We start from the raw sequence: 25,415 nt of genomic DNA on the forward strand, positions 1-25,415 counted from the left end.
TTATAAACTTACTCATTATTTTGTCAATCAACCTTTTTTAGCTAGACTTGCAAATACACTTGATAAAATACGCGTTTCCTTCTCTGAAAGCTCCATTTTAGAAAAAATACTTCTTAAGTTTTCAAGCATGATGGGTTTCTTTTCTAAAGGTTTAAAAAAGTCTTTTTCTTCAAGTTTGTTAATGCATAAGTTAGTCATAGCTTGCACATCTTTCTTGCTAGCTAAAGTTACTTTCTTTGACTTGGAGTAGTTGGCACTTTTTAAATTGATAATACTTGCAACTGTATGGGCAATAATAATAACACTATGAGATAGATTTAGTGACTTAAAATCAGGATTAGTTGGAATTTGCATAGTGTAATTAGCATAACTAATCTCATTGTTAGATAATCCAGACGCTTCTGAACCAAATAAGAAAGCAACTTTTTTACTGAAATCAATTTTTTTTAAATCTTCCAAATTTAAATGTTTGATATTCTTATTTCTAAACCTTGCTGATGTTGCAATAACATAATCTACTTTTTTTACAGCAGTCTCTAAAGTTTCGTGAACTTTAGCATTAGTGATTAAATCTTTAGCACCTACAGAAGTTGCTAAAATTTTATCGTTTGGAAAAATTGGCTTTGGCTTAACTATAACTAGTTTTTTAAAGTTAAAGTTTTTAATTGCTCTAGCACAAGCACCGATGTTTTCAGATAGTTGGGGTTGGTGTAAAATAAATGAAATATTATTAAATGACATTAAAGACTAGCTGGAGCATTATCTTTGAATAACTTATAATCCAAACTATCAACTAATGCTTTAAATGAAGCATCAATTATATTTGCTGAAACTCCTATAGTGAACCAGTTCTTACCTTTTGAGTCAGTGCTCTCAATTGAAACTCTAGTGATAGCTTCTGTACCTGTATTTAAAATTCTAACCTTGTAATCTACTAATTTAAGATCTTTCAAATAAGGTGTGTATTTATTTAATCTCTCAACATTTTGTCTTATAGCATTATCCAATGCATTAACTGGACCATTTCCTTCACCAGTACAAACAATTTTTTTTCCATCAACCTCTAACTCTGCTTTTGCAGATGAAATAATTTTTCCAGACGAATCTTTTTTAACTGAAACATCGTATTCTTTAATTGAGATATATGTTGGTATTTTGCTGATAATTCTTCTAGCTAGCAATTCAAACGATGCATCTGCCCCATCGTAACTATAGCCAATAAATTCTCTGTCTTTTACTTCATCTAATAATTTTTTAATCTTAGGATCACTTTCCTCTATTTCAATACCAATAGATCTTAATCTTGAGATGATATTAGATTTTCCTGATTGATCTGAAATTACAATATTTCTAGAATTACCAACTTCTTCTGGATCGATATGTTCATAAGTTTTTGGATCTTTTTGTACTGCTGATACGTGCAGGCCACCCTTGTGTGAAAAAGCAGCAGCACCAACATAAGGTAAATGTTTATTAGGTTTTCTATTTAATATTTCATCTAACAATCTAGAACATTGAGTTAAATTTTTGATATTGTTGGGCTTAATTTGTAATTGAAATTTCTCATTAAAATCATTTTTTAAAAAGAAAGTTGGAATTAATGACATTAAGTTGGCATTACCACATCGTTCACCTAAGCCATTAATTGTTCCCTGAACTTGTCTTACACCAGCCCAAACTGCAGCTAAAGAATTAGCAACTGCATTCCCTGTATCATTATGAGCATGAATGCCTAAATTTTTTCCAGGTATAGTTTTTGTAACTTCTGTTACTATTTTGCTAATTTCATGAGGTAACGTTCCTCCATTAGTATCACATAAAACAATCCATCTTGTTCCCGCATCATACGCAGCTTTAAGACAAGACAATGCATAACCAGGGTTAGCTTTGTATCCATCAAAAAAATGTTCTGCATCAAACATAAACTCTTTATTTTCCTTAACAAAATGTTTTGCAGTCTCGCTAATATTTTCTAAATTTTCTTTATTACTAATACCAAGAGCAATATCAACATGAAAATCCCAAGCTTTACCAACAATGCAAACTGCTGGTGTGTTAGCATTTAATAGAGCAGATAAACCTGGATCATTATCAGCACTTCGACCAGTTCTTTTGGTCATACCAAATGAAGTTAATTTTGCATTTTTAAATGAATGTTTTTTTTGAAAAAACTCAGTATCAGTAGGATTTGCTCCAGGCCATCCTCCTTCTATATAATCAACACCTAAAGCATCTAAGGCTTTGGCTATTTTAATCTTATCATCTACAGAAAAATCTACCCCTTGAGTTTGGGCACCATCTCTTAATGTTGTATCAAATATAAAAAGTTGTTCTTTGCTCATTTAAATTTCCAAATTGTTTTACCATCTTTGTCTTCTATTAAAACCCCTTTGTCTAAAAGTTCATCTCTAATTAAATCTGCCTGTTTATAATCCTTGTCTTCTCTTGCTTTATTACGAAGTTCAATTTTTTTTAAAATATCAGCTTCAGTTATTGATAATTTTTTCTTTTTAAATTCTAACCATTCTTTTTTTGTCTTATTCAAAATACCTATGAAGTTACATGCTGTGACAAATAAATTTTTATCAGCATCATTACCCTTTAAAGCTTTATCATATAGTTTGTGTAAATTTGCTATGTAACCTGGTGTGTTTAAATCGTCATAGAGTGGAGATAAAATATCTTCATTTAAAACAGATTTATCTTTTAGAACTTTGTAGACCTCATACCATTTATCAATAGTATTTTTACAATCCTCTAAAAGTTTTTCATTCCAATCTAGAGGTTGCTTATAATGAGCACTCATAAGAGCAAGTTTTAAAACTTGGCCATCAATATTGTCCTTAAAATCTTTTATCTTTAAAATATTGCCAGTGGATTTAGCCATTTTTTCATTAGACATTGTAATAAATGCGTTATGAACCCAATAATTAGCAAAAACTTTTGTATCATTTACACATCTTGATTGAGCAATTTCATTTTCATGATGGGGAAAAATTAAATCAATTCCACCTCCATGAATATCAAATACATTTCCTAAATATTTCTTTGACATGGCCGAACACTCTAAATGCCAACCAGGTCTTCCCTTTCCCCAAGGGGAATCCCAAAAAGGCTCATCATTAATGGAAGGTTTCCATAAAACAAAATCTTCTGATTTTTTTTTATTTTTTGAAACTTCAACTCGTGATCCAGCAATCAAATCTTCTAATTTTTTATTAGATAATTTTCCATAATCAGAAAATTTACTTACTTCAAAATAAACATGATTGTTAGCTTCATAAGCAAAACCCTTGCTGATTAAAGAATTAATCATTTCTATCATTAGATCAATATGTTCTGTTGCTTTAGGTTGTTGAGATGGATTTTCTAAATTTAGATAATTACAATCATCATTAAATTCAGCAATAATGTTATTAGTTAAATCTATTATTGAAATATTTTTTTCTTTAGAAGATTTTATAATCTTATCATCAACGTCTGTAATATTTCTAATATAGGTAATTTTGTCATGTCCATATTTGGATTTCAAAACTTTGTATAAAATATCAAAAATTACAAGAGGTCTTGCATTACCTATGTGTGGATTATCATAGACAGTAGGACCACAAACATACATTCCAACATTGTTTTGATCTAGAGGAATAAATTTCTCTTTTTTATTACTTAGATTGTTTGTTAAAAAAATATCCTTATTCATTATCTTAGAATTATACTTTAATTATAGATTTGTGAATCTATAAGATTAGTTGGGAATCTTGCAAACTGGGATTGGCTCCATTTTGTGCAAGTTCATATTTCTTATTTTTTCGTATTTTTCTCGATTTATTGATTTAGGGTTATTCATTGCTTCTTCTAATTCTTCATATTTAAGACCAAGTTGACCCTCATCCGTTCTACCATCATCCCACAGACCGTCTGTTGGTGGTGCCTCTATAATTTCATTTAATATATTAAGAGATTTTCCAATTTCCCAAACATCTGATTTATTGCAATCTGCAATTGGAGAAATATCAACTCCTCCATCTCCATATTTTGTGTAAAAACCTACACCAAAATCCTCTACTTTATTACCAGTACCAACTACTATTCCTTTGTTAGCAGAGGCTACTTGATAAAGTGTAGTCATTCTAATTCTAGCTCTAGAGTTAGCCATTCCATGTTCATTGTCAAAATTAGACAATGTGCTTTCAAATGTTTCAAAAAGCTTATCTAAATTTACAGTATGAGCTTCAACATTTTTAAAATTTTTAACAAGCCATTCTTGGTGCTTTAAACTTAAATCATGTTGAGTAGCTTTTTGTTTAATTGGCATTGATAAAACAATTGTTTTTAAACCTGTCATTGCACTCAAGGTGCTTGACACTGAAGAGTCAATTCCACCAGAAATTCCAATAACCAAAGATTGAGCCTTACTTGGCATTTTTTCTACGTAATCCTTGATCCAATTACTTATAAATTGTGCTTTTTCTAAAGGTTTCATCATTCAAAGAAATTAAACAAAATTGTATTTAATACAATGGCTTAAGATGCCGCTTTAATATTTTTTTTAGAATAGGCAGCATTCTTCTTAATTTCATCAGAAATTAAGAATGCTAACTCTAAAGCTTGATTTGCATTAAGCCTTGGGTCGCAATGTGTGTGGTAACGATGTGATAAATCTTGGTCAGATATTTTCTGAGCTCCACCGGTGCATTCTGTTACATCTTGACCAGTCATTTCAATGTGTAGACCACCTGCATAACTACCTTCACTTTGATGGCATTCAAAAACATTTTTTACTTCTTTAACAACGCTATTAAAAGGTCTAGTTTTAAATCCAGTTGTCGATTTAATAGTATTTCCATGGCAAGGATCACATGACCATATAACATTTAAACCTTCTTTTTTAATTGCTCTAATTAATTTTGGTAAAAATTTAGAAACATTCTCTTGTCCAAATCTTGATATTAAAGTAATTTTTCCTTTTTCATTTTTTGGATTAATCTTGTTACATAGATTTATTAAATCATCTGGTTTTAAAGTTGGGCCACACTTAATACCGATAGGATTTTCAATTCCTCTACAAAATTCAACATGTCCTCCATCTAATTGTCTTGTTCTATCTCCAATCCAAACAAAATGAGCAGAAGTATCGTGATGTTCACCAGTTGTTGAATCTACTCTTGTCATTGCTTGTTCAAAAGGAAGTAGTAAAGCTTCATGAGATGTCCAAAAGTTAACTGTTTTTAATCTTCTATTAAAATCTGAGTTGATACCACAAGCATCCATAAAGGCTAAAGCATCAGCTATTCTATCTTCTAATTCTTTGAATTTCTTAGCTGTTGGAGTATTTTTAATAAAACTTAAATTCCAAGTATGCACTTTTTTAAGATCAGCAAAACCACCATGAGAGAATGCTCTTATGAGGTTTAATGTTGATGCTGACTGAGAGTAAGCTTTAAATAATCTTTTTGGATCTGGTATTCTTGATTTTTCACTAAAATCCATTCCATTTATATTGTCACCTAAATAACTTGGTAACTCAACACCATTTATATTTTCAACAGGTGAACTTCTTGGTTTTGAAAATTGTCCAGCAATTCTTCCAAGTTTAATTACAGGCAATGATGCAGAGTATGTAAGCACCAATGACATTTGTAAAATTAATTTAAATGTATCTCTAATATTGTCTGGATGAAATTCAGCAAAACTTTCAGCACAATCGCCGCCTTGAAGTAAAAAAGCTTTTCCATCAACAACATCAGCCAATTGCTCTTTTAAATGTCTTGTCTCACCAGCAAAAACTAATGGTGGAAAACTTTTAATCTTACTTAAAACACCATCTAATTCTTTTTGATCCGGGTATTCCGGAATGTGTTTTACAGGATAATTTCTCCAGCTATTTATTTTCCAATTTTTCATGTTCAACCTGAGAGTGTTGTATCAGACTTTATTTATTATTCAACTGTGACTGATTTTGCCAAATTTCTTGGTTTATCAATATCATAGCCTTTAAGGAGAGCTGAATAATAAGCTAATTTTTGTAAAGGAACAGTTAATAAAAATGGAAGTAAATCGTCATTTGCACTTTCAACTAATATTGTTTCCCAAATATTTTCTGAAAAAACTTCATCTTTACTTTTATTAGTAATTAATAAAACTTTTGCTCCTCTTGCTATTACTTCCTGCATATTAGAAATAGTTTTTTTATAATAATTATCTCTTGGAGCTAAAACTACCACAGGCATTCCATCTTCAATCAAAGCTAATGGACCATGCTTCATCTCACCAGCTGGATACCCTTCTGCATGCACATATGCTAACTCTTTTAACTTTAAAGCACCTTCCAATGCTATTGGATAAGAAAAACCTCTACCTAAAAACATTGAACCCTTGGCATCAGTAAAAGAACCTGAGACTGCTTGAATTTTATTTTCAGTTAACAAAGTATCTTCAACTAATTTAGGTAATTTTTTTAATTCTTTAATTTTATCTAAATATGTTTCTTTATCAAAATCCTCTCTTAATCTTCCAAGTTTTAATACTAAAATATAAAGCACTAACATCTGTCCCATAAATGCTTTAGTAGATGCTACTCCAATTTCTGGTCCACAATGAATAGGTAATACAAAGTTAGAGTCTCTTGCAATAGAGCTTTCAACAACATTTACAATGCTACAAGTTTTCATATCATTTTGATTACATAAATCTAATGCAGCGTACGTGTCTGCTGTTTCGCCTGATTGAGAGACAAATATATATAAGTTGTTTTTTTTAAATCTATTTTTTCGGTATCTAAACTCAGAAGCAATATCAACTGCAACTTCAAGAGAGGTATTTTCTTCAAACCAATATTTTGCCATTAAACAAGAGTGATAAGCTGTTCCACAACCAATTAAGGTAATTGATGAAATATCACTTATACTCCATGGAAAATTGTAAATATTTATATCGTTATTAATTTTATCAATATATTCATTAATGCAATTCTTAAGTGTTGCAGGCTGTTCTTCAATTTCTTTAGCCATGAAATGCTTAAAATCACCTTTGTCGTAATCCTGTTCTTTAGATGATAATTCTAAAACTTTTTTATTAACTTTTAATCCTTCTTCATCAAAAAATTCAACATGGTCTTTTTTAATAATGCAAAACTCTCCATCGTTTAAATATGAAATTTTATTAGTCATTGATTTTAATGCATACGAATCTGATCCTAAATAATTCTCACTAGGACCGTAACCAACAGCAAGCGGTGATCCTCTTCTGGCACCAACTATAAGGTCAGGCTGATCTTTAAAAATAATCCCCAATGCAAAACTACCATGAAGTTGTTTTAGAGTTTTAATAATTGCATCTTTTAAATTTAATTCTTTTAAATACTCAGTAATAAGATGAACTATTACCTCTGTATCAGTTTGTGACTTAAATATATGTCCCTTCCCTACTAAAAATTTTTTTAAAATAGTTGAGTTTTCTATAATACCATTATGTACAACAGATACATTTTCAGAAGAATGCGGGTGAGCATTAAGGGTATTTGGCACTCCATGAGTTGCCCATCTCACGTGGCCAATACCAATTGATCCAATCATATTTTTAACAATTGAGTTTTTTTCTAAAATATCAACTCGACCTTCAGATTTTGCTTCACTTACAATGCCATTTGACAATGTTGCAATTCCAGCTGAGTCATACCCTCTATATTCCAATTTTTTAAGTGAATTTATGATTGTCGATGAAACTGGTTTATTACTAGCTATTCCTATAATTCCACACATATTATTTTTTTCTTCTATAATTTTTAACTGAGGTTTGAGATGCTCTTGTTAAAGCTAATGAATTTTTTTTTACATTTTTTGTAATTACAGAACCCGCCCCAACAATACTGCTTTTTTCTAAAGTTACTGGTGCAACTAGTGATGAGTTTGAGCCAACAAAAACATTATCTTTAATTTTTGTTTTACTTTTTTTGACACCATCATAATTACATGTAATTGTGCCAGCACCAATATTTACACCTTTTCCCAATTCACTATCACCAATATAAGACAAATGATTTACTTTTGATTTCTTTCCAATTTTACTTTTCTTAATTTCTACAAAATTTCCAATTCTAGATCCTTCTTCTAAAATTGTTCCTGGTCTAAGTCTTGCGTAAGGGCCAACTTCAACTTTATTTTTTATATTACAATCTTCTAAGTGAGAAAATGAATTTATAATTACATTGTTACCAATTTTAACTTTTGGTCCAATTACAACATAAGGATTAATTGTTACATTTTTTCCAATTTTAGTATCTTTGGAAAAAAAAACTGTCTCTGGTCCAATCATCCTTACACCAGACTTTATAAAAAATTTTCTAAGTTTATCTTGGTTGCTATTAGAATTTATTTGTTTCATCTGGAAATACTTTTATATTAAGTGTATAGGTATCTTAATTCACAATTTATTTCTTAAAAATACTTTATAAATGACTCAAAAATACACAATTATATTTGATCTTGATGGAACACTGGTTGATACAGCACCAGACTTAATGAATGCCCATAACCATGTAATGAAAAAATATGGTTATCCCACAAAATCTACTGAAGAAATTAGAAATCTAGTTGGTCAAGGTGCGGGTGCTATGATTGGAAGATCTATATGGGGACAGGCAAAAAAAGAATTTGGCAAAATTGATGATCAAAAAATTAAAGCTGAAATGGTTAAGGATTTTATAAATTTTTATGGAAAAAATATTATCAATGAAAGCACACTTATTAATGGTGTTATAGAATTTTTGAAATGGTGCAAATCTCAGAATATTTCAATGGCAGTATGCACAAACAAACAAGAAAACTTAGCAATAGATCTTTTAAGAAAAATTGGAATTTATGATTACTTTGAATATGTAGCTGGATCAGATACTTTTGATTATTGCAAACCTGATCCAAGACACGTCACAAATATAATCGAAATTGTGGGTGGAGAAATAAATAAATCTCTTATGTTTGGTGATAGTGAAACTGATGCAAATGCTGCAAAAGCTGCTTCGATTCCAGTTATTTTATTAGAAAATGGTTATACCGAAAAAAATACTAATGAAATTTATCATAATCATTTAATAAAAGACTTTATTGGTGTCGAAAAAATAGTTTCTACTTACTTAAAAGATTGATTTAATTTTTTTTCTTACTATTAATATGTGCAGACAATTTAGGAGTTCTAATGATTTCACATAAAGTAAAAGTTTATCCATCAAAAATTAATCTCCCTAAGAAAAATCAATTAGCATGGAAAATTGCTGAAATTGCCTCTGACAATGTAAAATTAGATAAAGCTGCAGTTGAAATGGTCATCAATAGAATTATTGATAATGCATCAGTTGCTATAGCTTCTTTAAATAGAAAGGCAGTAATTTCTTCAAGAGAGATGGCCTTAAAACATCCAAGAAAAAATGGAGCAAATTTATTTGGTATAGATTCAAAATTAAAATTTGATTGTGAGTGGGCTGCATGGTCAAATGGTACTGCTGTAAGAGAGCTTGATTTTCATGATACTTTTTTAGCTGCAGACTATAGTCACCCAGGAGACAACATTCCTCCAATTTTAAGTGTTGCTCAACAAACTAAAAAAAGTGGTTTAGATTTATTAAGAGGGATTATTACCGGTTATGAAGTTCAGGTTAATTTAGTTAAAGGTATATGTTTGCATAAACATAAAATTGATCATATTGCACATTTAGGGCCTAGTGTTGCAGCAGGACTTGGTACGATGTTAAAATTAAATACTGAAACAATTTATCAAGCTGTTCAACAAGCTCTACACACAACAATTTCAACTCGGCAATCTAGAAAAGGAGAAATCTCTAGTTGGAAAGCTTACGCCCCTGCTCACGCAGGCAAACTTGCAATTGAAGCAGTAGATAGAGCCATGCGTGGTGAAGGTGCACCGAGTCCAGTTTATGAAGGTGAAGATAGTGTTATTGCTAGAATTTTAGATGGCAAGAAAGCTTTATATAATGTGCCATTACCTAAAAAGAATGAACCTAAAAAAGCTATACTTGAAACGTATACCAAAGAATATTCTGCAGAATACCAATCTCAAGCGTTGATAGATATTGCTAAAAAATTAAATAAAAAAATTCCAAACTTAGGTCAGATTAAAAAAATTGATATCTTTACAAGTCATCATACTCATTATGTAATAGGAACTGGCGCTAATGATCCTCAAAAAATGGATCCTAATGCAAGTAGAGAAACGCTAGATCACTCTATTATGTATATTTTTGCAGTAGCGCTTGAAGATGCAGATTGGCATCATGTTAAATCTTATACAAAGCAAAGAGCAAGTAGAAAGAGTACTATAAAAATTTGGAAATCAATTACTACTTATGAAGATAAAAAATGGACTAAAAAATATCACGATCCAAATCCAAAGAATAAATCGTTTGGTGCAAAAGTAGTGGTTACTTTAAACAATGGGAAAAAAATTATCGAACAACTTGATAGAGCCGATGCGCACCCTTATGGAGCACGTCCTTTTAAAAGAGAAAATTATATTAAAAAGTTTCTAACTTTAACAGATGGAATATTAGATAAGAAAGAGAGTGCTCGTTTTTTAAAGACAGTTCAAAACCTTAAGAATTTAAAAGCGGGAGAACTACATAAACTGAACATTCAAGTTAAGAAAAATCAAATAAAGAAAAATACAAAACAAGGAATTTTTTAGTGCATTTTGTAGAAAAAGAACCTAATCAAAAGAGAGCTGACTTTGTCAGCAAATTAAAATCTAATAAAATTTTAAGAGTGCCAGGTGCTTACAATCCTTTAACTGCAAAATTAATTGAAGAAATTGGTTATGATGCGGTTTATGTGTCAGGTGGAGTTATGGCAAATGATCTAGGGTTTCCTGATATTGGTTTAACAACCCTGCAGGATGTTAGTACAAGATCATATTTAATTTCAAGAGTTACTAATTTACCAACAATTGTTGATATCGATACTGGTTTTAAATCTTGTGAAGAAACTATTAAAACCTTTGAAGAGTTTGGAGTATCTGCTGTTCATTTAGAAGATCAAGTGGAACGTAAGAGATGTGGCCACTTGGATAACAAAGAATTAATTTCAACTGAAGCAATGGTTAAAAAAATTAAAGAGTGTGTTGCTGCAAAACAAGATGAAAATTTTAAAATTATAGCAAGATCAGATGCTAAAGGGGTTGAGGGAATTGATAAAATGATTGATAGATGTAAAGCCTACATTGATGCTGGAGCAGAAATTATATTTCCGGAGGCTCTTTATGATGAAAAAGATTTTGAAAAAGTTAGAAAAGAATTATCATGTTATTTACTAGCCAATATGACTGAGTTTGGTAAATCAAAACTATTCAACTATAAGGAATTAGAAAATTTTGGCTATAATATTGTAATTTATCCAGTGACAACACAAAGGTTAGCTATGAAAAATGTTGAAGATGGCTTGAAGGACATTTTTGTAAATGGACATCAGAACAATATTATTGATAAAATGCAGACTAGAAAACGATTATACGAATTAGTAGAATATGAGAAATATAACTCGTTAGATGAAAAGATTTATAACTTTAGTACGGAAGGACATGAATAATGAGCGATGATATAAAAAAAGGTTTACTGGGTATAATTGTTGATGAAACTGAAATCTCTAAAGTTATGCCAGAAATTAACTCTCTTACTTATAGAGGTTATGCTGCTCAAGATTTGTGTGCCAGATGTAACTTTGAAGAAGTTGCTTATTTAATATTAAATAAAGAACTACCAAAAAAGACTCAACTTAAGCAATTTGTTAAAGACTTAACAAAAGAGAGAGCATTATCTAAAAATTTAATCGAAATTTTAAAAAAAATTCCAAAAAATTCACATCCAATGGATGTTGCAAGAACGGCTGTTAGTGTAATGGGTCTGGAGGACAAAGAAAGTAAAGACAACTCTCCTAAAGCAAATTTAAGAAAGGCTTTAAGAATTTTTGCAAAAACTCCAACTGCTCTTGCTGCTTTTTATAGACTTAGAAAAGGAAAAAAAATTATAGCTCCTAAGAAAAATCTTTCTTTTTCTGAAAACTTTTTTCATATGTGTTTTGGCAAAGTGCCTGAAAAAGAAATTGTTAAAGCATTTGACGTATCTTTAATTTTATACGCTGAGCATAGTTTTAACGTATCAACTTTTACAGCAAGAACTATCACTAGTAGTTTATCAGATATCCATGGGGCAATCACCGGTGCAATCGCTAGTTTAAAAGGACCTCTTCATGGTGGTGCCAATGAAGAAGTAATGCACATGATGAAAAAAATTAAAAAACCAGAAAATGCTTTAATGTGGATTACTAAAGCTCTTAAAAATAAAGATGTTGTGATGGGATTTGGTCATAGAGTTTACAAAAGTGGAGACTCAAGAGTTCCGACAATGAGAGAATATTTTAAAAGAGTGGCCATTATTAAAAAAGACAAAACTTTTGAAAAAATTTACGATATTGTAGAGAAAGTAATGATTAAAGAAAAAAATATTTACCCCAATGTAGATTACCCAACGGGACCTACTTACCACTTAATGGGATTTGATACAGATTTCTTTACACCTATATTTGTTATTTCGAGAATTACAGGTTGGTCTGCACATATTATGGAGCAACATGCGGCTAATAAATTGATTAGACCTCTTGCAAGTTACAAAGGTCAAAAACATAGAAAAGTTTTAGAACTAAACCAAAGATAATTTTTAAACAAGAAATTCGCTGCATAAAATACGCTTGGATTTATGTACGGTATTTTCTTGTATTGCTAGTATTTTAACACTTTTAAAAACTTTCAAGAAATAATCAGGTCTTATTGTATCAAAAATAATTCTAGTATTAGGTTTAGATATTTTTTTTAAGTACTCAGCATAGATCTCAAAGTCATAATGGTAATCCAATGAAAGTAATGAAATCACTACATCAAATTTTTGCTCTGGAAGTTTATCCTTGTCATAATCAAAAATATTAATTTGGGAATTTTGCATTCCATTATTTTCTAAAAATCTTTTTTGTATTTCTAAATCGTTGTATGCTTCATTATTAATTGTCCCACCCCACCCATACTTAACTTTTTTAGAAATAAAATTTCTTTCAATAAAATAATATTTTTTACTTGGCAAATTTTGATTTATTATAAGCTCTAGACCTCCAAGACCTCCTCCGATACTCAAAAAGAGTTGGTCCTGATCTGAATTAATAGAATTTTGAAATGTTAAAAACTCCTTATGCATAGCTGCATAATAGCTAATTCCAATTTGATTAGAGTTTAAAAAATATTTTGTTACAAAATTAGTAAAAAGCGCCCTACCAAAAAATTTTCTTAATTTTTTTAAGAAAGGACTAATTAATTCAATTCTTTGTAAAACAACTAACCTAGCTTCATTATTTGATAGGATAAAACTTTTCAATTTTCCTAACTAAAGGCTTCTGTCCAAGTTCCCTGTGTTGATGCTTTAGAATATTCAGTTGCACGACCTTCAAAGAAGTTCATGTGCTCAACCGCATTTAACATCGTGTCTAACCATGTAAGTGGGTTTTTATGAACATTGTAAAGCGGTTCTAAACCTAACTGAGTTAATCTTCTATTAGCAATAAATCTAATATAGTCTTTAACTTCTTGTGCGGTTAGACCTTCCATTGGACCCATTTCAAAAGCTAAATCAATAAAAGCATCTTCGTGAGCAATGATTGTTTTACAAGCATGGTATAATTCACTTGTTAACTTCTCAGTCCAGATACCAGGATTTTCATTAACGAACTCTTTGAATAGTCTAATCATAGAATTACAGTGCAATGTTTCATCTCTAACAGACCAAGTAACAATTTGGCCCATACCTTTCATCTTATTGTGTCTTGGAAAGTTAAGAAGAATTGCAAAACTTGCAAACAATTGTAAGCCTTCAGTAAATGCACTAAACACCGCTATTGTTTTTGCAATGTCATGATTTGATTTAACATCAAAGCCTTGCATGTAATCGTATTTATCTTTCATTTCTTTGTACTGCATGAACGCTGAATATTCTGACTCAGGCATTCCAATTGTATCTAATAAATGAGAGTACGCAGCAATGTGAACTGTCTCCATTGAAGCAAACGCTGACATCATCATTAAGACTTCAGTTGGTTTAAATACATTCATGTAGTGACGAATGTAACAGTTGCTTACTTCAACATCCGCTTGAGTAAAAAATCTAAAAATTTGAGTTAATAAATTTTTTTCAGATGCTGATAAATTTTTCTGCCAGTCTTTAACATCATCTCCAAGAGGCACCTCTTCTGGTAACCAGTGAATTCTTTGTTGAGTTAACCAAGCATCATAACACCATGGATATCTAAATGGTTTGTAAACTGGATTGGCTACTAATAAGCCGTTATTATTTTTTGGCTGAACAATTTCAGCTTTTATTTTTTCTGCTACTGACATGATAAACACTCCTCGTATTCCGGATCTTTCGCCGCTGTTGGTTTTTGTTTGTAAACGTTTGCAAGAATATCTGTTGATTTTTCATCATTAACATTTTCTGCACGCTGAATTGATTTTGATCTACAGTAATAAAGGCTCTTCAGGCCTTTTTTCCAAGCATCAAAATGAATTTTATGTAACTCTTTTTTATGAACATCTGCTGCTAAAAATAAATTAATAGATTGAGCTTGTGAGATGTGTGGAGTTCTGTCACCACTTAGTTCAATGATCCACTTTTGATCTAATTCAAAAGCAGTTTTAAAAACATCTTTTTCATGATCTGTTAAAAAATCTAAGTCAGAAACTGAACCCTGATTAGTTGTAATCCCAGACCAAACATCCTCATTATTTTTGCCATGTTTTTCAAGCAGTTCTACTAAATATCTATTTCTAACATTAAATGAACCTGACAATGTTTTATGTGTATAGCTATTTGCGGCAACTGGCTCAACCCCTGGAGAGGCTCCACCACAAATAATTGAAATTGATGCAGTTGGCGCAATCGCAGTTTTATTTGAAAATCTTTCATTAAATCCATATTCAGCAGCATCTGGACAAGGTCCTCTTTCATCTGCTAAATCTTTTGATGCTTGGTCAACATGTTCTTGAATGTGTTTGAATATTTTTTTATTCCAAACTTTACTCATGACAGATTCAAGTGGAATGCTGTGCTTTTGTAAATAAGAATGGAAACCCATAACTCCAAGACCAACACTTCGTTCTCTTGCTGCAGAATATTTTGCATCTGCAAACTGATCTGGTGCTCTTTCGATAAAGTCAGTTAAAACATTATCTAAAAATCTCATCACATCATTGATCATCATTGCATCATCTTTCCACTCATCATATTTTTCTAAGTTTAAAGAAGATAGGCAACAAACGGCTGTTCTATCTCTGCCATCTTTATCAATGCCTGTTGGTAAAGTTATTTCACTACATAAGTTAGAAGTTTTAACTGTTAGGTTTGCTAACTTATGATGTTGTGGAATTTGTCTGTTCACTGTATCGATATAGATAATGTAAGGCTCTCCTGTTTCCATTCTAGCCGTTAATAATCTAATCCATAAATTTCTTGCAGAGATTGTTTGTTGCACAGTTCCATCAGCAGGACTTTTTAGTGCCCACTGTTCATCTGTTTCAACAGCTCTCATAAACGCATCTGATACTAAAATACCATGATGAAGGTTTAATGCTTTTCTATTTGGGTCTCCACCAGTAGGTCTTCTCATTTCAATAAATTCTTCAATTTCAGGATGATCAATTGGTAGATAACAAGCAGCCGATCCTCTTCTTAATGATCCTTGGCTAATTGCCATCGTTAACGAGTCCATTACTTTAATGAAAGGAATAATTCCTGAAGTCTTACCCACTTTACCAATTTTTTCACCAATGGATCTAAGGTTACCCCAGTAACTTCCAATTCCACCACCCTTAGCAGCTAACCAAACGTTCTCACTCCATAGATCTAAAATTCCACTTAAACTATCTGATGCTTCATTTAAGAAACAAGAAATGGGTAATCCTCTTTTAGTTCCACCATTTGATAAAACAGGAGTTGCTGGCATGAACCATAAATTACTAATGTAGTTATAAATTCTTTGTGCATGTAAATTGTCATCTGCGTATGAACTTGCAACACGTGCAAATAAATCTTGATAAGATTCATTGTGACCTAAGTAACGATCTTTTAAAGTTGCTTTACCAAAGTCTGTTAATTTTGAATCTTTTGTTCTATCAATTTTAATAATGATGCCTTTTTCATTTTGAAAAAGTTCAGTGTCATTATTAAGTGAGAATAAATCAGGTCCTTTGTTTTTAGAAAGTTCGCTGTTATTTGGGCTGTATTCGGAGACAGCTTTCTTGAGTGCCTGTGATAGTATTTTATTCATAAATTTTTAAGTTTTTCAGTTATTTTTAACAAAACAACTATATGTTGTATGCTAGAACCATTGATACACCATATAAATCATTATTCAACAGAACATTTATAGAACATATAAAAAAAATATCAATAAAAAAATAAAATGAATGTAAGAAAGGTTAGCAATGACAACAAAATTAAAAATAGATCCATATGGCTTCAGGGAGTACGACGCGAGATGGTTGTATGGAACAGATATTAATAGCCTTGGAATAGAGAATCTCGGCAAAGGTTTAGGTACACAAATTATAAAACATACTAAAAAAACAAATCCGAGAATAATTGTTGGTCACGATTATAGGTCCTACAGTGAAGAAATAAAAACCGCACTTAAAAAAGGATTACTTTCAACGGGATGTAATATTGAAGACATCGGTTTATCATTATCCCCTACTGTTTATTTTGCACAATTTAATTTAGATGCGGATGCTGTTGCAATGGTAACTGCTAGTCATAATGAAAATGGTTGGACTGGCGTTAAAATGGGTATCAAAAAAGGTTTAACTCATGCACCTGAAGAGATGAAAGAATTAAAAGAAATAACACTAAATGAAAATTTTATCAAAGGTGAAGGTAGTGAAAAACAAATAGAAGGTTTTCAACAAATTTATAAAGATGATTTAATAACTAAAAATAAAATAACAAAAAAAATTAAAGCTGTTGTTGCTTGTGGAAATGGTACAGCTGGAATATTTGCCCCTGAAATTTTAAGAGGAATTGGTTGTGAGGTAATTGAACTTGATTGTAATTTGGATTGGACCTTTCCAAAATATAATCCAAATCCAGAAGATTTAGAAATGTTACATGCAATTGTAAAAGCTGTAAAAGATAATAACGCTGATATTGGATTTGGTTTTGATGGCGATGGCGATAGAGTTGGTGTGATTGATAATTTAGGAGATGAAATATTTTCAGATAAAATTGGATTATTAATTGCAAGAAACTTATCTAAAACTCATAAAAATTCTAAATTTATTGTAGATGTTAAATCAACTGGATTGTACGCAACAGATAAAGTGTTAAATGAGAACAACTGTGAAACTATTTATTGGAAGACAGGTCACTCTCATATTAAAAGGAAAGTTAATACTGAAAAAGCACTAGCTGGATTTGAGAAAAGTGGTCACTTTTTCTTTAATCAACCTTTGGGATTTGGTTATGATGATGGAATAAATTCGGCAATTCAAGTGTGCCATTTATTAGATAATGAAAACAAATCTATGAATGAGATTATAAAAGAACTGCCTAATACTTTTCAAACTCCAACTATGGCTCCATTTTGCAAAGATGAAGAAAAATATCAAGTTGTTGAAGATCTAGTAAAAGAAGTAACAAATATTAAAAATAATAAAATTAAGATAGATAAACAAGAAATAACTGAAATATTAACTATTAATGGAGTAAGATTTTCCTTCGAAGATGGCTCTTGGGGTTTAATTAGAGCATCATCAAACAAACCTTCTTTAGTAGTTGTTACAGAAAGCCCAACATCAGATGATAGAAAAAAAAAGATATTTGATTTTATTGACGAGTTACTTCTAAAAACAGGAAAAATTGGTGAATACGATCAAAAAATTTAAAACTCTATTTTTTATATTGTTTTTTTCTACTGAAAGTTTCGCTTTTAGTCCAGAGTATCAAAAAGAAATGTACATCGGTTGTTACGGTAGCTCAAAACAATACCTTGGTGCTGATAAAGCTAAAAAGTACTGTTTATGTACAATTAATAAGCTTAGTAATAAATACTCAGAGGAAGAAATGAACCTTATATTTCAAAAAAAACCTGAGGATATTATCAAGGCTACAGAATTTGCGGCAATTCATTGTGAAAATATTTGAAATGAATAACTTTAATAAATTTAAAGAATTTGAAAATTTTAATAGATATTTCTTTATATACCTTTTTTTTCTTTCATTTTGTGCTGTTGTTCACTTGTATTTTAAACATACAGTTGGAAATGACTCTACAATTTCAGAATGGATTATAAATTATCAAGGTGGTTTAACACGTAGAGGGCTTATAGGAGAAATAAGCTTTCATGTTGCTAAATTTTTTAATGCCGAATTAAGATTTATAATATTTATATTTCAATCACTATCTTATGTTTTTTTATTGATTTTAAATTTTTACTTTTTTAAAAATATAAAACATAATGTTTTAACAATTTTTGCTGTTTTCACTCCTATATTTATACTTTACCCTGTTGCAGAAATTGAAGTATTGGCAAGAAAAGAAATTTTTTTATACTCTTATTTTTTAGGAATTATCTACTTATGTAATTATGAAAACAAGTATAATAAATATTTAGATTTATATGTTTTGTTTGTTACACCTGTTGTGTGTTTAATTTACGAGCAGGTTATCCTTTTTTTTCCTTTTGTAGTAACTTGTTTAATTTTTCATAAAAAAATAATAAGTTTTAATTCTTTTATTAAGATATGTTTATTATTCATTCCATCTATATTTGTTGTAATGTTTTTTTTTATTTTTCCTCCTACAATGGAAGATCATGAGATAATGAAAAAAAGTTTACTAATTAATTTTAATGAAAATTGTTACATGTCTTGTGAACTTTTAAGACATTTTGATATAAATAAACCTTATTTTATAATTCAATCTACATTTGCAGATACTACATTTAATCAAATTATTACGTGGATTTTTAGACATTCTTTGATTTTTTTAATTGGTTTTTTTCCACTATTATTTTTATCTTATCATTCAAGAATAAAAGAAAAAAATTTTTTTTCAATTCTAAAATTAGATAAGATTATTTTTTTAATGTTTTTTTTGTACATACCAATTATTGCTCTATTTTTAATTGGAAGTGATTGGGGCAGATGGATTGGTATGCTTATATCATTTTCGACTTATTTATATTTCTACCTTTATAAAAATAATTATATCGAAATTGATTTTTTAGAAATTTCAAAAAAATTATCATTCTTTAAAAATAAAAAAAAAATTATTGTTATTATTTTTATAATTTTTGCTTTTGGATGGAATCAAAAAACTTCAAGAGGTGCAGATATAGCAACCAATCCATTGTGGAAAATACCATATAATACCAGTAAGAAAATTTTTGGATGGAGTAGTTTTAGAATATTTGAAGACTCTATATTTTCTATTTGGCACAAAAAATATATAGAATAATTTATTATTTTTTATTTTCTAATATTTCAATCATACATTGAGTGGCAAATTCTTTCCATCGAACTTCTGATTTACCTCTAAAAGTTATGCTCTAAGCCCTGAATATGAGAGGGAATTATACATTGGTTGTTATACTAATTCTAAGCAATACCTTGGAACAGATAAGGCTATAATATATTGTCAGTGCACCGTTAATAAATTAAGCGCTAAATTCAACGATGAACAGATGGATGAGGTGTTTGGTCAAGAGCCTGATGAGATCATGGAGCAAACAGCATTTGCAACAGTGGATTGCGAAAATAATAATTAAAGCTTTTAAAATAAATAATTAAATAATAAGTTGCGAAAATGGAAGATAAGAAAAACTTTGGTTTTGGCACTCAAATTAGAAAATCCCCTTATTTTAACTCAACCATTAAATGGGGTGCAACTGGCTTTTCAGTTTATAATCACATGTATATTCCTCGTGACTTTGGTTCTCCTGAACAAAACTTTTGGAATTTAGTCAATGAAGCAATTTTATGTGATGTTGCAGTGGAGCGACAAGTAGAAATTACAGGACCCGATGCTACTAAATTTATTCAACTGTTAACCCCTCGAGATTTATCAAAGCTTGCAGTTGGTCAATGTAAATATGTTTTAATAGTTAATAATGAAGGTGGAATTTTAAATGATCCAGTTTTATTAAGATTAAAAGAAAACCATTATTGGTTATCTCTTGCAGATAGTGATATTTTATTATGGGCACAAGGGTTTGCAATCAATTCAGGTCTTAATGTTAAAATTATTGAGCCCGATGTCTCCCCTCTTCAATTACAAGGACCAAACTCTGGAAAAATTATGGAGGCTTTATTTGGTGAAAGTATTAATGATCTTAAATATTATTGGTTACGTGAATTAGATTTAGACGGCATTCCTTTAATTGTGTCCCGTACTGGTTGGTCAAGTGAACTTGGTTATGAATTATATTTAAGAGATGGCTCTATGGGGGACAAACTTTGGGAAAAAATAATGGCAGCTGGTAAATCTTATGGATTAAAACCAGGTCATACATCATCGATTAGACGTATTGAAGGTGGAATGTTATCGTACCATGCTGATGCTGATATTAATACGAACCCTTATGAACTGAATTTAGGAAGATTAGTTAACGTTGATACTGATATAAATTTTATTGGAAAAGATGCTTTACAAAAAATAAACAAGGATGGCATTAAGAGAAAACAAGTTGGAATGATCTTAGATTGTGATCCTTTAACTGGACCTAACACTACTTTTTGGGAAATCAAAAAAGACAATGAAGTTGTTGGTAAAATTACATCTGCAGTTTATTCACCAAGACTAAAACAAAACATTGCCCTTGCAATGGTTGTAATTAACCAATCAGAGATTGGAACAGTGCTTGAGGTTAAAATGAATGACAAAATCATTAAAGCAACCGTTGTTGAAAAACCTTTCTATGATCCTAAAAAGAAGCTCGCAAGTTCATAACAATAAGAGTATTTATAAATCATGTTAACTCCAAAAGACTATATATCCCTATATTTACTAGTTATCATCTTAACGGTAGTCTCAGTTAACTTCATGTACCGTCTATATTTCTAATAATACGTCCTATCCTTTTTTTTAAGAAAAGATCTGGTTGAGTCAAGTTTATGGCTGATAACTGCTTATTTAATAATCCAAAAAATGATATTTATTATATAAACCAAAATACCATAAAATAAGAACATTAGAAATTTGTCTTTTCCTGACTTTTCTTTCCAATTTAAAGTAAATAACGCAGATGGTGATGCAACTAGTAAAATAACCCCAACAACAATTACCAATACTGATAAAATTATAAATACATTCATAAATTAATTTTGATCATACTCTTTCTCAAACATTAAATCTGTCTTTAATTGCATAAAACCAAACCGCTAATCTAAAATAAAATATTCTTAATTGAGGGAAGATAAATTTCTTAGGTAATCCTTTATAAATTTTTGAAATATCCAACTCTTTACTGTTTGATAAAACTAACTTAGACAATTGTTTACCTGTCCAAGGAGCAGCACTCACTCCAACGCCATTATAGCCAAATCCATAATAAATCTCTTCATTATCAATTTTACCAATAGAGGGAGTTAATTTTTGAGATAAAGCAATTAATCCTCGCCAATTATAATCAATATTAATATCTTTCCATTTAGGAAAAATGTCTTTTAAAAATTTTTCCATTTTCTTAGACATATCTAAATTAGATTGATCACTGCCACTTAAATCTCCTCTAGTGCCAAATAAAATTCGGTTATTAGGTAACTTTCGATAATAATATAAAAGATTTTTAGTATTAGCTATTGGTGAAAATGTTTTAAAATTATGTTGATCAATTTCTTGCTTCGTTAAGGGTTGGGTGACAATAATATTTGAAATTACTGGTAAAATTCTTGAATTCATCTCTGGGATTAAACCTTCTTGGTAGAACCCATTTGTTGCAACGACTATTTTTTTTGAACGAATAGATCCTTCTTTCGTCCTTAAAATATAAGCACCCTTATCTTTATCAATTTTATCAACTTTAGTGTGCTCGAAGATTTTTAATTGTTTAGATAAAGCGTATTTTGCAATGCCATTAACAAACTTAAGAGGATTGATTGCAAAACCAGGTTTATAAGAAAAAGCTCCAAATTGCTCTGTGCCCCCATGGCCAATTTTATCAAATTCTTCTTTTGAATAAATTTCAGTTTCAATACCAAACTCTTCTCTATAAGCTGAAGCTTGTTCTTTAATATCTTTAAACTTATTTGGATGATGGGCGACTACGTAATTACTATCCCCCGTTACATCACAATCAATATTATATTCTTGTATAATATCTTTTGTATAATTTGAGCCTTCAACAGAGTTTTTAAAGAACTTTTTAGTTTCATCATTGCCGTAAATAGATTGCATCTTTTTAAAAGACATCTTACTTGGTGGCAGACAACAAAAACCTGCATTACGAGATGAAGCCCCCCAACCTATTTTTCCAGCTTCAACTAAAATGACATCTAAATTATGATTTTCTATTAAATTAATTGCACAGGATAAACCAGTGTACCCTCCACCTATTACAACAATTTCTGAGCTGATATCTTTATTAAGTTTTTCTAGATTTAAATTTTCATTTGATTGATCTTCCCAGTAACTATTAACTGGGGTGTTAAATTGATAAATATCGGAATGATAAATATTTTTCATTAACAAGACCCTAGCACGCAATTAATACTTAATTCTAGTCAAACTTCTAATTTTTTAGGATTTGAAATGAACTTAAAAGACTCAAGCCCTATTTTTCATAGAGCTTGAGTTAGATTAGTTAAGCAGCACTTGCTCTTTGCTCTATGTGCTCTTTATTATTAGAACTTGAAGAAACCTTTTGAAACAATTTAATAGGAACTCCTTTTGATAAAATATCTAATACCGGGCAATGTGTATTTACCGTATCAATCAATTTATCTATTTCTGCTTTTGGTGATGAAGATTTAATGTCAACAGTTCCAGAGATGGATTGAAAGCCAGGTCTAGTGTTTTTATTTAAAGCTAAAAAACCCTGAAGATCTAATTCACCTTTTAATTTAACACTAACACTCTCAATATTAATACCCGCTGCTGTAGCAAATGCTTTATAAGTTATCTCCTGACACGTTGCTAACGCTGCTAATATTAACTCTACTGGGCTGGGTCCCTCATCTTTACCACCAAAACTTTTGGGTTCATCAACAACTAATTTATGCTCTCTAAGAGTGACTACAGATTGAAGTCCTTCTTTAAGAATTGAGTTGCTTTCATATTGGACCACAGCATTTTTTGGGTTGGCTGTAAAATCCTTCTGTAGATTACTGATTGTTTCTTTTAGATTGTTACTCATTTTTTTCTCCTGTTTTAGTGCTTCGACATATGTCAGGCGCACAATTTAGTTAAATGCCCTTCTTAATTTATTTACGCTTTGTCTCCATATTCAGTCATATGTTTTGGAATTCTTTTATTTTTTCCATACATAAAATGATTTTCCATGTTCTCTCGATATTTACTTGCTGGAACAGTTAAACCAATTGACTCAGCAACTTCCCTAATCAACATTGGGTTTGCTCCACAGCATACTCCAAGGTAATTAATACCTAGCTCATAAGCATCTTTTGCAAATTTTCCTATTTCATATCTATTACAAAAGTGTGGGTCCAATGCTGTTGGAAACGTTCTTCCATGAGGTGATGGACATGCACAATTACTTCGATCTGGTAGATTAAAAAATGTTGGGTAATCTTCACTGGTTCTATAAGGAATAGGTAATGCTCCAACATGACATTTAACTGCTTTTCTAATTTCTTTTAAAAAAGGAAACATAGTAGCAGGTCCTCTAAAACAATTTAAACCTACAACATCGGCCCCTAATTGCTCTAGCTCTTTACAGGTATCAACAACTGATTTTCCATCTCTCATTTTATTTTCACCCATTGGAGATATGGTTAATACAGTTGGTAAACCTGTTTTTTTCATTATCTCTAAAGCTTTAAAAGCTTCTTCAGCATAATAAAAAGTTTCACCAATTAACATATCAGCACCTTCTTCAACGGCCCAACCAATCATCTCTGCAAACATTCCTTCAACTTCTTTTTGAGATTGTGGATCATTATGTTTCCAGATATTTGAATTTGAAATATTACCTGCCATCAAATTTGGTTTTGATCCTTTAGGAGTATCTAGTGCTACTTTTTTAGCAATTTTTAATGCTGAACGATTTAGTGGTTCAAGAAGTTCTTCCTTACCAATAACACGCATTTTTTCTCTGTGTCCATTATAAGTAAAGGCCTCAACTACATCAGATCCTGCGTGTTGAAATTCTCTATGTAAGTTCTCTAAAACTTCAGGATGATCTAATGACACCATTGGAACAAATTCCCCTGATGACATGTAGCCACGTCTTTCTATCTCAAATAAAAAACCTTCTGCGCATATAACCGGTCCTTTATCTAATCTTTCTTTTAATTTATTTGTGCTCATTTTTTTTCCTCTTGTTTTGGAGAAAAAAGGTCACAAAATAATAAGAGGTTATATTCATAGGCCTCTTTTCTCCTTTTTAGTGCTTAAGCAAATGCAGGGCGCACAATATGGTTCAACTGCCCGGCTTAATTTTATGAAAGATAAAAAAAAACCACCTGTCTAAAGCGGTGGTTGAAGCGTCGCTTTAGCAGGATTTATAACGCGCTCTGCAATTTAACTTAACTCAGCGCAATTACATATAATCAACTTTCTCTCAAAATGTCAAATGAAATAGATGATGGTTAGAATTAGAAGGATAATGACAATCCAAATAGTAAGATTAGTTAAAAACTGCTTTAATTTAGAATTAGATTGTAGAAAAGCTGGGAGTACTAATAAGAGTATCCCTAGCATATAAACAAAGGGTATTATCTGATCTGCCATTTATATCGATGATAACTTCATCTTTTTGGAATACTTTTTCTGAGGTGAATTTTTTATAACTGCTTGAGCACAACGCATGACCCCTCTTTTTTTATCAAAGGTCATTTTGGGTTCACCATACAATTTCCATCCATTGGATATGGCCTCCGTGACACGATGGCAAAATTCTGAAGTGTCGTCACTTGTAATAAATCTATAACCTTTCATAATCAGACCTTAACAAGTCCTAAATCGGGTGTCTATATCTAGGACGATTGTTACTTAATGAAATAGTAAGATTAGTTAAGAATTTTTGTAACAGAGAATCTTTTAAATACTTTTATCAGTAAATTCATATAACTCATTAAGCGTTATACTTGTGTTAATTATAAGCCTCTATTAAATGAAATTTAAGTTATTATTCAGCTAGAC

23 protein-coding genes and 2 riboswitches are annotated in these 25,415 nt (G+C 30.6%); of the genes, 8 read left to right on the forward strand and 15 right to left on the reverse strand.

Features of this window, described 5'->3' with window-relative positions; translation table 11 throughout:
• Positions 1-27: 27 nt before the first annotated feature.
• The 7 genes from AC5SL8_RS03680 to AC5SL8_RS03710 are packed head-to-tail and all read right to left on the reverse strand — an operon-like array spanning position 28 to position 8,382.
• Entirely contained in the window at positions 28-741 is a 714-nt protein-coding gene (locus AC5SL8_RS03680; protein ID WP_494579062.1) for an RNA methyltransferase, read from the reverse strand.
• Positions 741-2,342 (reverse strand): citramalate synthase, encoded by a 1,602-nt coding sequence (cimA, locus tag AC5SL8_RS03685; RefSeq protein WP_494579064.1) that lies wholly within the window; start codon positions 2,340-2,342, stop codon positions 741-743. Before cimA ends, AC5SL8_RS03680 begins: the two co-directional genes overlap by 1 nt.
• On the reverse strand, positions 2,339-3,700 hold the full coding sequence (gene cysS / locus AC5SL8_RS03690; protein WP_494579066.1) for a cysteine--tRNA ligase: 1,362 nt from the start codon (positions 3,698-3,700) through the stop codon (positions 2,339-2,341). The genes cimA and cysS overlap by 4 nt, the downstream gene beginning before the upstream one ends.
• Positions 3,701-3,745: 45 nt before the next feature.
• Positions 3,746-4,483, reverse strand: a complete 738-nt coding sequence (nadE, locus tag AC5SL8_RS03695) for an NAD(+) synthase (protein ID WP_494580797.1) — start codon at positions 4,481-4,483, stop codon at positions 3,746-3,748.
• Between the two features lie 41 nt (positions 4,484-4,524).
• Complete coding sequence (locus AC5SL8_RS03700) at positions 4,525-5,904, reverse strand: class II 3-deoxy-7-phosphoheptulonate synthase (protein WP_494579067.1); 1,380 nt, start codon at positions 5,902-5,904, stop codon at positions 4,525-4,527.
• A 35-nt stretch (positions 5,905-5,939) separates the two neighbouring features.
• Positions 5,940-7,760, reverse strand: a complete 1,821-nt coding sequence (gene glmS, locus AC5SL8_RS03705) for a glutamine--fructose-6-phosphate transaminase (isomerizing) (RefSeq protein ID WP_494579069.1) — start codon at positions 7,758-7,760, stop codon at positions 5,940-5,942.
• A gap of 1 nt (position 7,761) precedes the next feature.
• A complete protein-coding gene (locus AC5SL8_RS03710; protein WP_494579070.1) occupies positions 7,762-8,382 on the reverse strand; it encodes a DapH/DapD/GlmU-related protein in 621 nt (206 codons plus the stop codon).
• A gap of 70 nt (positions 8,383-8,452) precedes the next feature.
• Here AC5SL8_RS03710 and AC5SL8_RS03715 point away from each other — a divergent pair, with 70 nt between their 5' ends.
• The 4 genes from AC5SL8_RS03715 to AC5SL8_RS03730 are packed head-to-tail and all read left to right on the forward strand — an operon-like array spanning position 8,453 to position 12,715.
• Entirely contained in the window at positions 8,453-9,142 is a 690-nt protein-coding gene (locus AC5SL8_RS03715; RefSeq protein ID WP_494579072.1) for an HAD-IA family hydrolase, read from the forward strand.
• Between the two features lie 50 nt (positions 9,143-9,192).
• A complete protein-coding gene (locus AC5SL8_RS03720) occupies positions 9,193-10,695 on the forward strand; it encodes an MmgE/PrpD family protein (RefSeq protein WP_494579073.1) in 1,503 nt (500 codons plus the stop codon).
• Positions 10,695-11,591, forward strand: a complete 897-nt coding sequence (gene prpB / locus AC5SL8_RS03725) for a methylisocitrate lyase (protein WP_494579075.1) — start codon at positions 10,695-10,697, stop codon at positions 11,589-11,591. The genes AC5SL8_RS03720 and prpB overlap by 1 nt, the downstream gene beginning before the upstream one ends.
• The gene (locus tag AC5SL8_RS03730; RefSeq protein WP_494579076.1) at positions 11,591-12,715 is read left to right on the forward strand and encodes a bifunctional 2-methylcitrate synthase/citrate synthase; all 1,125 of its coding nucleotides are present in this window, start codon (positions 11,591-11,593) and stop codon (positions 12,713-12,715) included. The genes prpB and AC5SL8_RS03730 overlap by 1 nt, the downstream gene beginning before the upstream one ends.
• A gap of 3 nt (positions 12,716-12,718) precedes the next feature.
• Here AC5SL8_RS03730 and AC5SL8_RS03735 read toward each other — a convergent pair whose 3' ends face one another.
• The 3 genes from AC5SL8_RS03735 to AC5SL8_RS03745 are packed head-to-tail and all read right to left on the reverse strand — an operon-like array spanning position 12,719 to position 16,367.
• Positions 12,719-13,423 (reverse strand): hypothetical protein, encoded by a 705-nt coding sequence (locus AC5SL8_RS03735; protein WP_494579077.1) that lies wholly within the window; start codon positions 13,421-13,423, stop codon positions 12,719-12,721.
• A gap of 5 nt (positions 13,424-13,428) precedes the next feature.
• Positions 13,429-14,439, reverse strand: a complete 1,011-nt coding sequence (locus AC5SL8_RS03740; protein WP_494573560.1) for a ribonucleotide-diphosphate reductase subunit beta — start codon at positions 14,437-14,439, stop codon at positions 13,429-13,431.
• Complete coding sequence (locus AC5SL8_RS03745; RefSeq protein WP_494573559.1) at positions 14,430-16,367, reverse strand: ribonucleoside-diphosphate reductase subunit alpha; 1,938 nt, start codon at positions 16,365-16,367, stop codon at positions 14,430-14,432. The genes AC5SL8_RS03740 and AC5SL8_RS03745 overlap by 10 nt, the downstream gene beginning before the upstream one ends.
• A 157-nt stretch (positions 16,368-16,524) precedes the next feature.
• Here AC5SL8_RS03745 and AC5SL8_RS03750 point away from each other — a divergent pair, with 157 nt between their 5' ends.
• The 4 genes from AC5SL8_RS03750 (at position 16,525) to AC5SL8_RS03765 (ending at position 21,044) form a co-directional block, all read left to right on the forward strand.
• Positions 16,525-17,979 (forward strand): phosphomannomutase/phosphoglucomutase, encoded by a 1,455-nt coding sequence (locus AC5SL8_RS03750; RefSeq protein ID WP_494579078.1) that lies wholly within the window; start codon positions 16,525-16,527, stop codon positions 17,977-17,979.
• Positions 17,957-18,238, forward strand: coding sequence for a hypothetical protein (locus tag AC5SL8_RS03755; protein WP_494579080.1), 282 nt, complete (start codon positions 17,957-17,959; stop codon positions 18,236-18,238). The genes AC5SL8_RS03750 and AC5SL8_RS03755 overlap by 23 nt, the downstream gene beginning before the upstream one ends.
• Positions 18,225-19,553 carry a hypothetical protein gene (locus AC5SL8_RS03760; protein ID WP_494579081.1) on the forward strand — a complete coding sequence of 443 codons (1,329 nt, stop codon included), beginning with the start codon at positions 18,225-18,227 and terminating at the stop codon, positions 19,551-19,553. The genes AC5SL8_RS03755 and AC5SL8_RS03760 overlap by 14 nt, the downstream gene beginning before the upstream one ends.
• A 348-nt stretch (positions 19,554-19,901) precedes the next feature.
• Complete coding sequence (locus AC5SL8_RS03765) at positions 19,902-21,044, forward strand: glycine cleavage T C-terminal barrel domain-containing protein (protein WP_494579082.1); 1,143 nt, start codon at positions 19,902-19,904, stop codon at positions 21,042-21,044.
• A gap of 179 nt (positions 21,045-21,223) precedes the next feature.
• Here the strand turns inward: AC5SL8_RS03765 and AC5SL8_RS03770 are convergent, their stop codons facing one another.
• The 5 genes from AC5SL8_RS03770 to AC5SL8_RS03790 all read right to left on the reverse strand — a co-directional run bounded on the left by AC5SL8_RS03770 (position 21,224) and on the right by AC5SL8_RS03790 (position 25,211).
• Positions 21,224-21,409, reverse strand: a complete 186-nt coding sequence (locus AC5SL8_RS03770; protein WP_271564929.1) for a hypothetical protein — start codon at positions 21,407-21,409, stop codon at positions 21,224-21,226.
• A gap of 25 nt (positions 21,410-21,434) precedes the next feature.
• Complete coding sequence (locus AC5SL8_RS03775) at positions 21,435-22,778, reverse strand: NAD(P)/FAD-dependent oxidoreductase (RefSeq protein ID WP_494579084.1); 1,344 nt, start codon at positions 22,776-22,778, stop codon at positions 21,435-21,437.
• A 118-nt stretch (positions 22,779-22,896) separates the two neighbouring features.
• Positions 22,897-23,448 carry an OsmC family protein gene (locus AC5SL8_RS03780; protein ID WP_006996717.1) on the reverse strand — a complete coding sequence of 184 codons (552 nt, stop codon included), beginning with the start codon at positions 23,446-23,448 and terminating at the stop codon, positions 22,897-22,899.
• A gap of 3 nt (positions 23,449-23,451) precedes the next feature.
• Positions 23,452-23,516, reverse strand: a riboswitch (SAM riboswitch).
• 3 nt (positions 23,517-23,519) lie between these two features.
• Complete coding sequence (locus AC5SL8_RS03785) at positions 23,520-24,581, reverse strand: homocysteine S-methyltransferase family protein (protein ID WP_494579085.1); 1,062 nt, start codon at positions 24,579-24,581, stop codon at positions 23,520-23,522.
• A gap of 66 nt (positions 24,582-24,647) precedes the next feature.
• Positions 24,648-24,712, reverse strand: a riboswitch (SAM riboswitch).
• A 292-nt stretch (positions 24,713-25,004) separates the two neighbouring features.
• On the reverse strand, positions 25,005-25,211 hold the full coding sequence (locus tag AC5SL8_RS03790; RefSeq protein ID WP_006996714.1) for a DUF1737 domain-containing protein: 207 nt from the start codon (positions 25,209-25,211) through the stop codon (positions 25,005-25,007).
• Between the last annotated feature and the right edge of the window lie 204 nt (positions 25,212-25,415).

It is taken from the genome of Candidatus Pelagibacter sp. PS_41 (assembly GCF_059417725.1).

What these genes read in the sequence shown, in the direction of transcription:
- AC5SL8_RS03680 (WP_494579062.1), bottom strand. Translation starts at nt 741, where the DNA reads ATGTCATTTAATAATATTTCATTTATTTTACACCAACCCCAACTATCT.
- cimA (WP_494579064.1), bottom strand. Translation starts at nt 2,342, where the DNA reads ATGAGCAAAGAACAACTTTTTATATTTGATACAACATTAAGAGATGGT.
- cysS (WP_494579066.1), bottom strand. Translation starts at nt 3,700, where the DNA reads ATGAATAAGGATATTTTTTTAACAAACAATCTAAGTAATAAAAAAGAG.
- nadE (WP_494580797.1), bottom strand. Translation starts at nt 4,483, where the DNA reads ATGAAACCTTTAGAAAAAGCACAATTTATAAGTAATTGGATCAAGGAT.
- AC5SL8_RS03700 (WP_494579067.1), bottom strand. Translation starts at nt 5,904, where the DNA reads ATGAAAAATTGGAAAATAAATAGCTGGAGAAATTATCCTGTAAAACAC.
- glmS (WP_494579069.1), bottom strand. Translation starts at nt 7,760, where the DNA reads ATGTGTGGAATTATAGGAATAGCTAGTAATAAACCAGTTTCATCGACA.
- AC5SL8_RS03710 (WP_494579070.1), bottom strand. Translation starts at nt 8,382, where the DNA reads ATGAAACAAATAAATTCTAATAGCAACCAAGATAAACTTAGAAAATTT.
- AC5SL8_RS03715 (WP_494579072.1), top strand. Translation starts at nt 8,453, where the DNA reads ATGACTCAAAAATACACAATTATATTTGATCTTGATGGAACACTGGTT.
- AC5SL8_RS03720 (WP_494579073.1), top strand. Translation starts at nt 9,193, where the DNA reads ATGATTTCACATAAAGTAAAAGTTTATCCATCAAAAATTAATCTCCCT.
- AC5SL8_RS03730 (WP_494579076.1), top strand. Translation starts at nt 11,591, where the DNA reads ATGAGCGATGATATAAAAAAAGGTTTACTGGGTATAATTGTTGATGAA.
- AC5SL8_RS03740 (WP_494573560.1), bottom strand. Translation starts at nt 14,439, where the DNA reads ATGTCAGTAGCAGAAAAAATAAAAGCTGAAATTGTTCAGCCAAAAAAT.
- AC5SL8_RS03745 (WP_494573559.1), bottom strand. Translation starts at nt 16,367, where the DNA reads ATGAATAAAATACTATCACAGGCACTCAAGAAAGCTGTCTCCGAATAC.
- AC5SL8_RS03750 (WP_494579078.1), top strand. Translation starts at nt 16,525, where the DNA reads ATGACAACAAAATTAAAAATAGATCCATATGGCTTCAGGGAGTACGAC.
- AC5SL8_RS03765 (WP_494579082.1), top strand. Translation starts at nt 19,902, where the DNA reads ATGGAAGATAAGAAAAACTTTGGTTTTGGCACTCAAATTAGAAAATCC.
- AC5SL8_RS03770 (WP_271564929.1), bottom strand. Translation starts at nt 21,409, where the DNA reads ATGAATGTATTTATAATTTTATCAGTATTGGTAATTGTTGTTGGGGTT.
- AC5SL8_RS03775 (WP_494579084.1), bottom strand. Translation starts at nt 22,778, where the DNA reads ATGAAAAATATTTATCATTCCGATATTTATCAATTTAACACCCCAGTT.
- AC5SL8_RS03780 (WP_006996717.1), bottom strand. Translation starts at nt 23,448, where the DNA reads ATGAGTAACAATCTAAAAGAAACAATCAGTAATCTACAGAAGGATTTT.
- AC5SL8_RS03785 (WP_494579085.1), bottom strand. Translation starts at nt 24,581, where the DNA reads ATGAGCACAAATAAATTAAAAGAAAGATTAGATAAAGGACCGGTTATA.
- AC5SL8_RS03790 (WP_006996714.1), bottom strand. Translation starts at nt 25,211, where the DNA reads ATGAAAGGTTATAGATTTATTACAAGTGACGACACTTCAGAATTTTGC.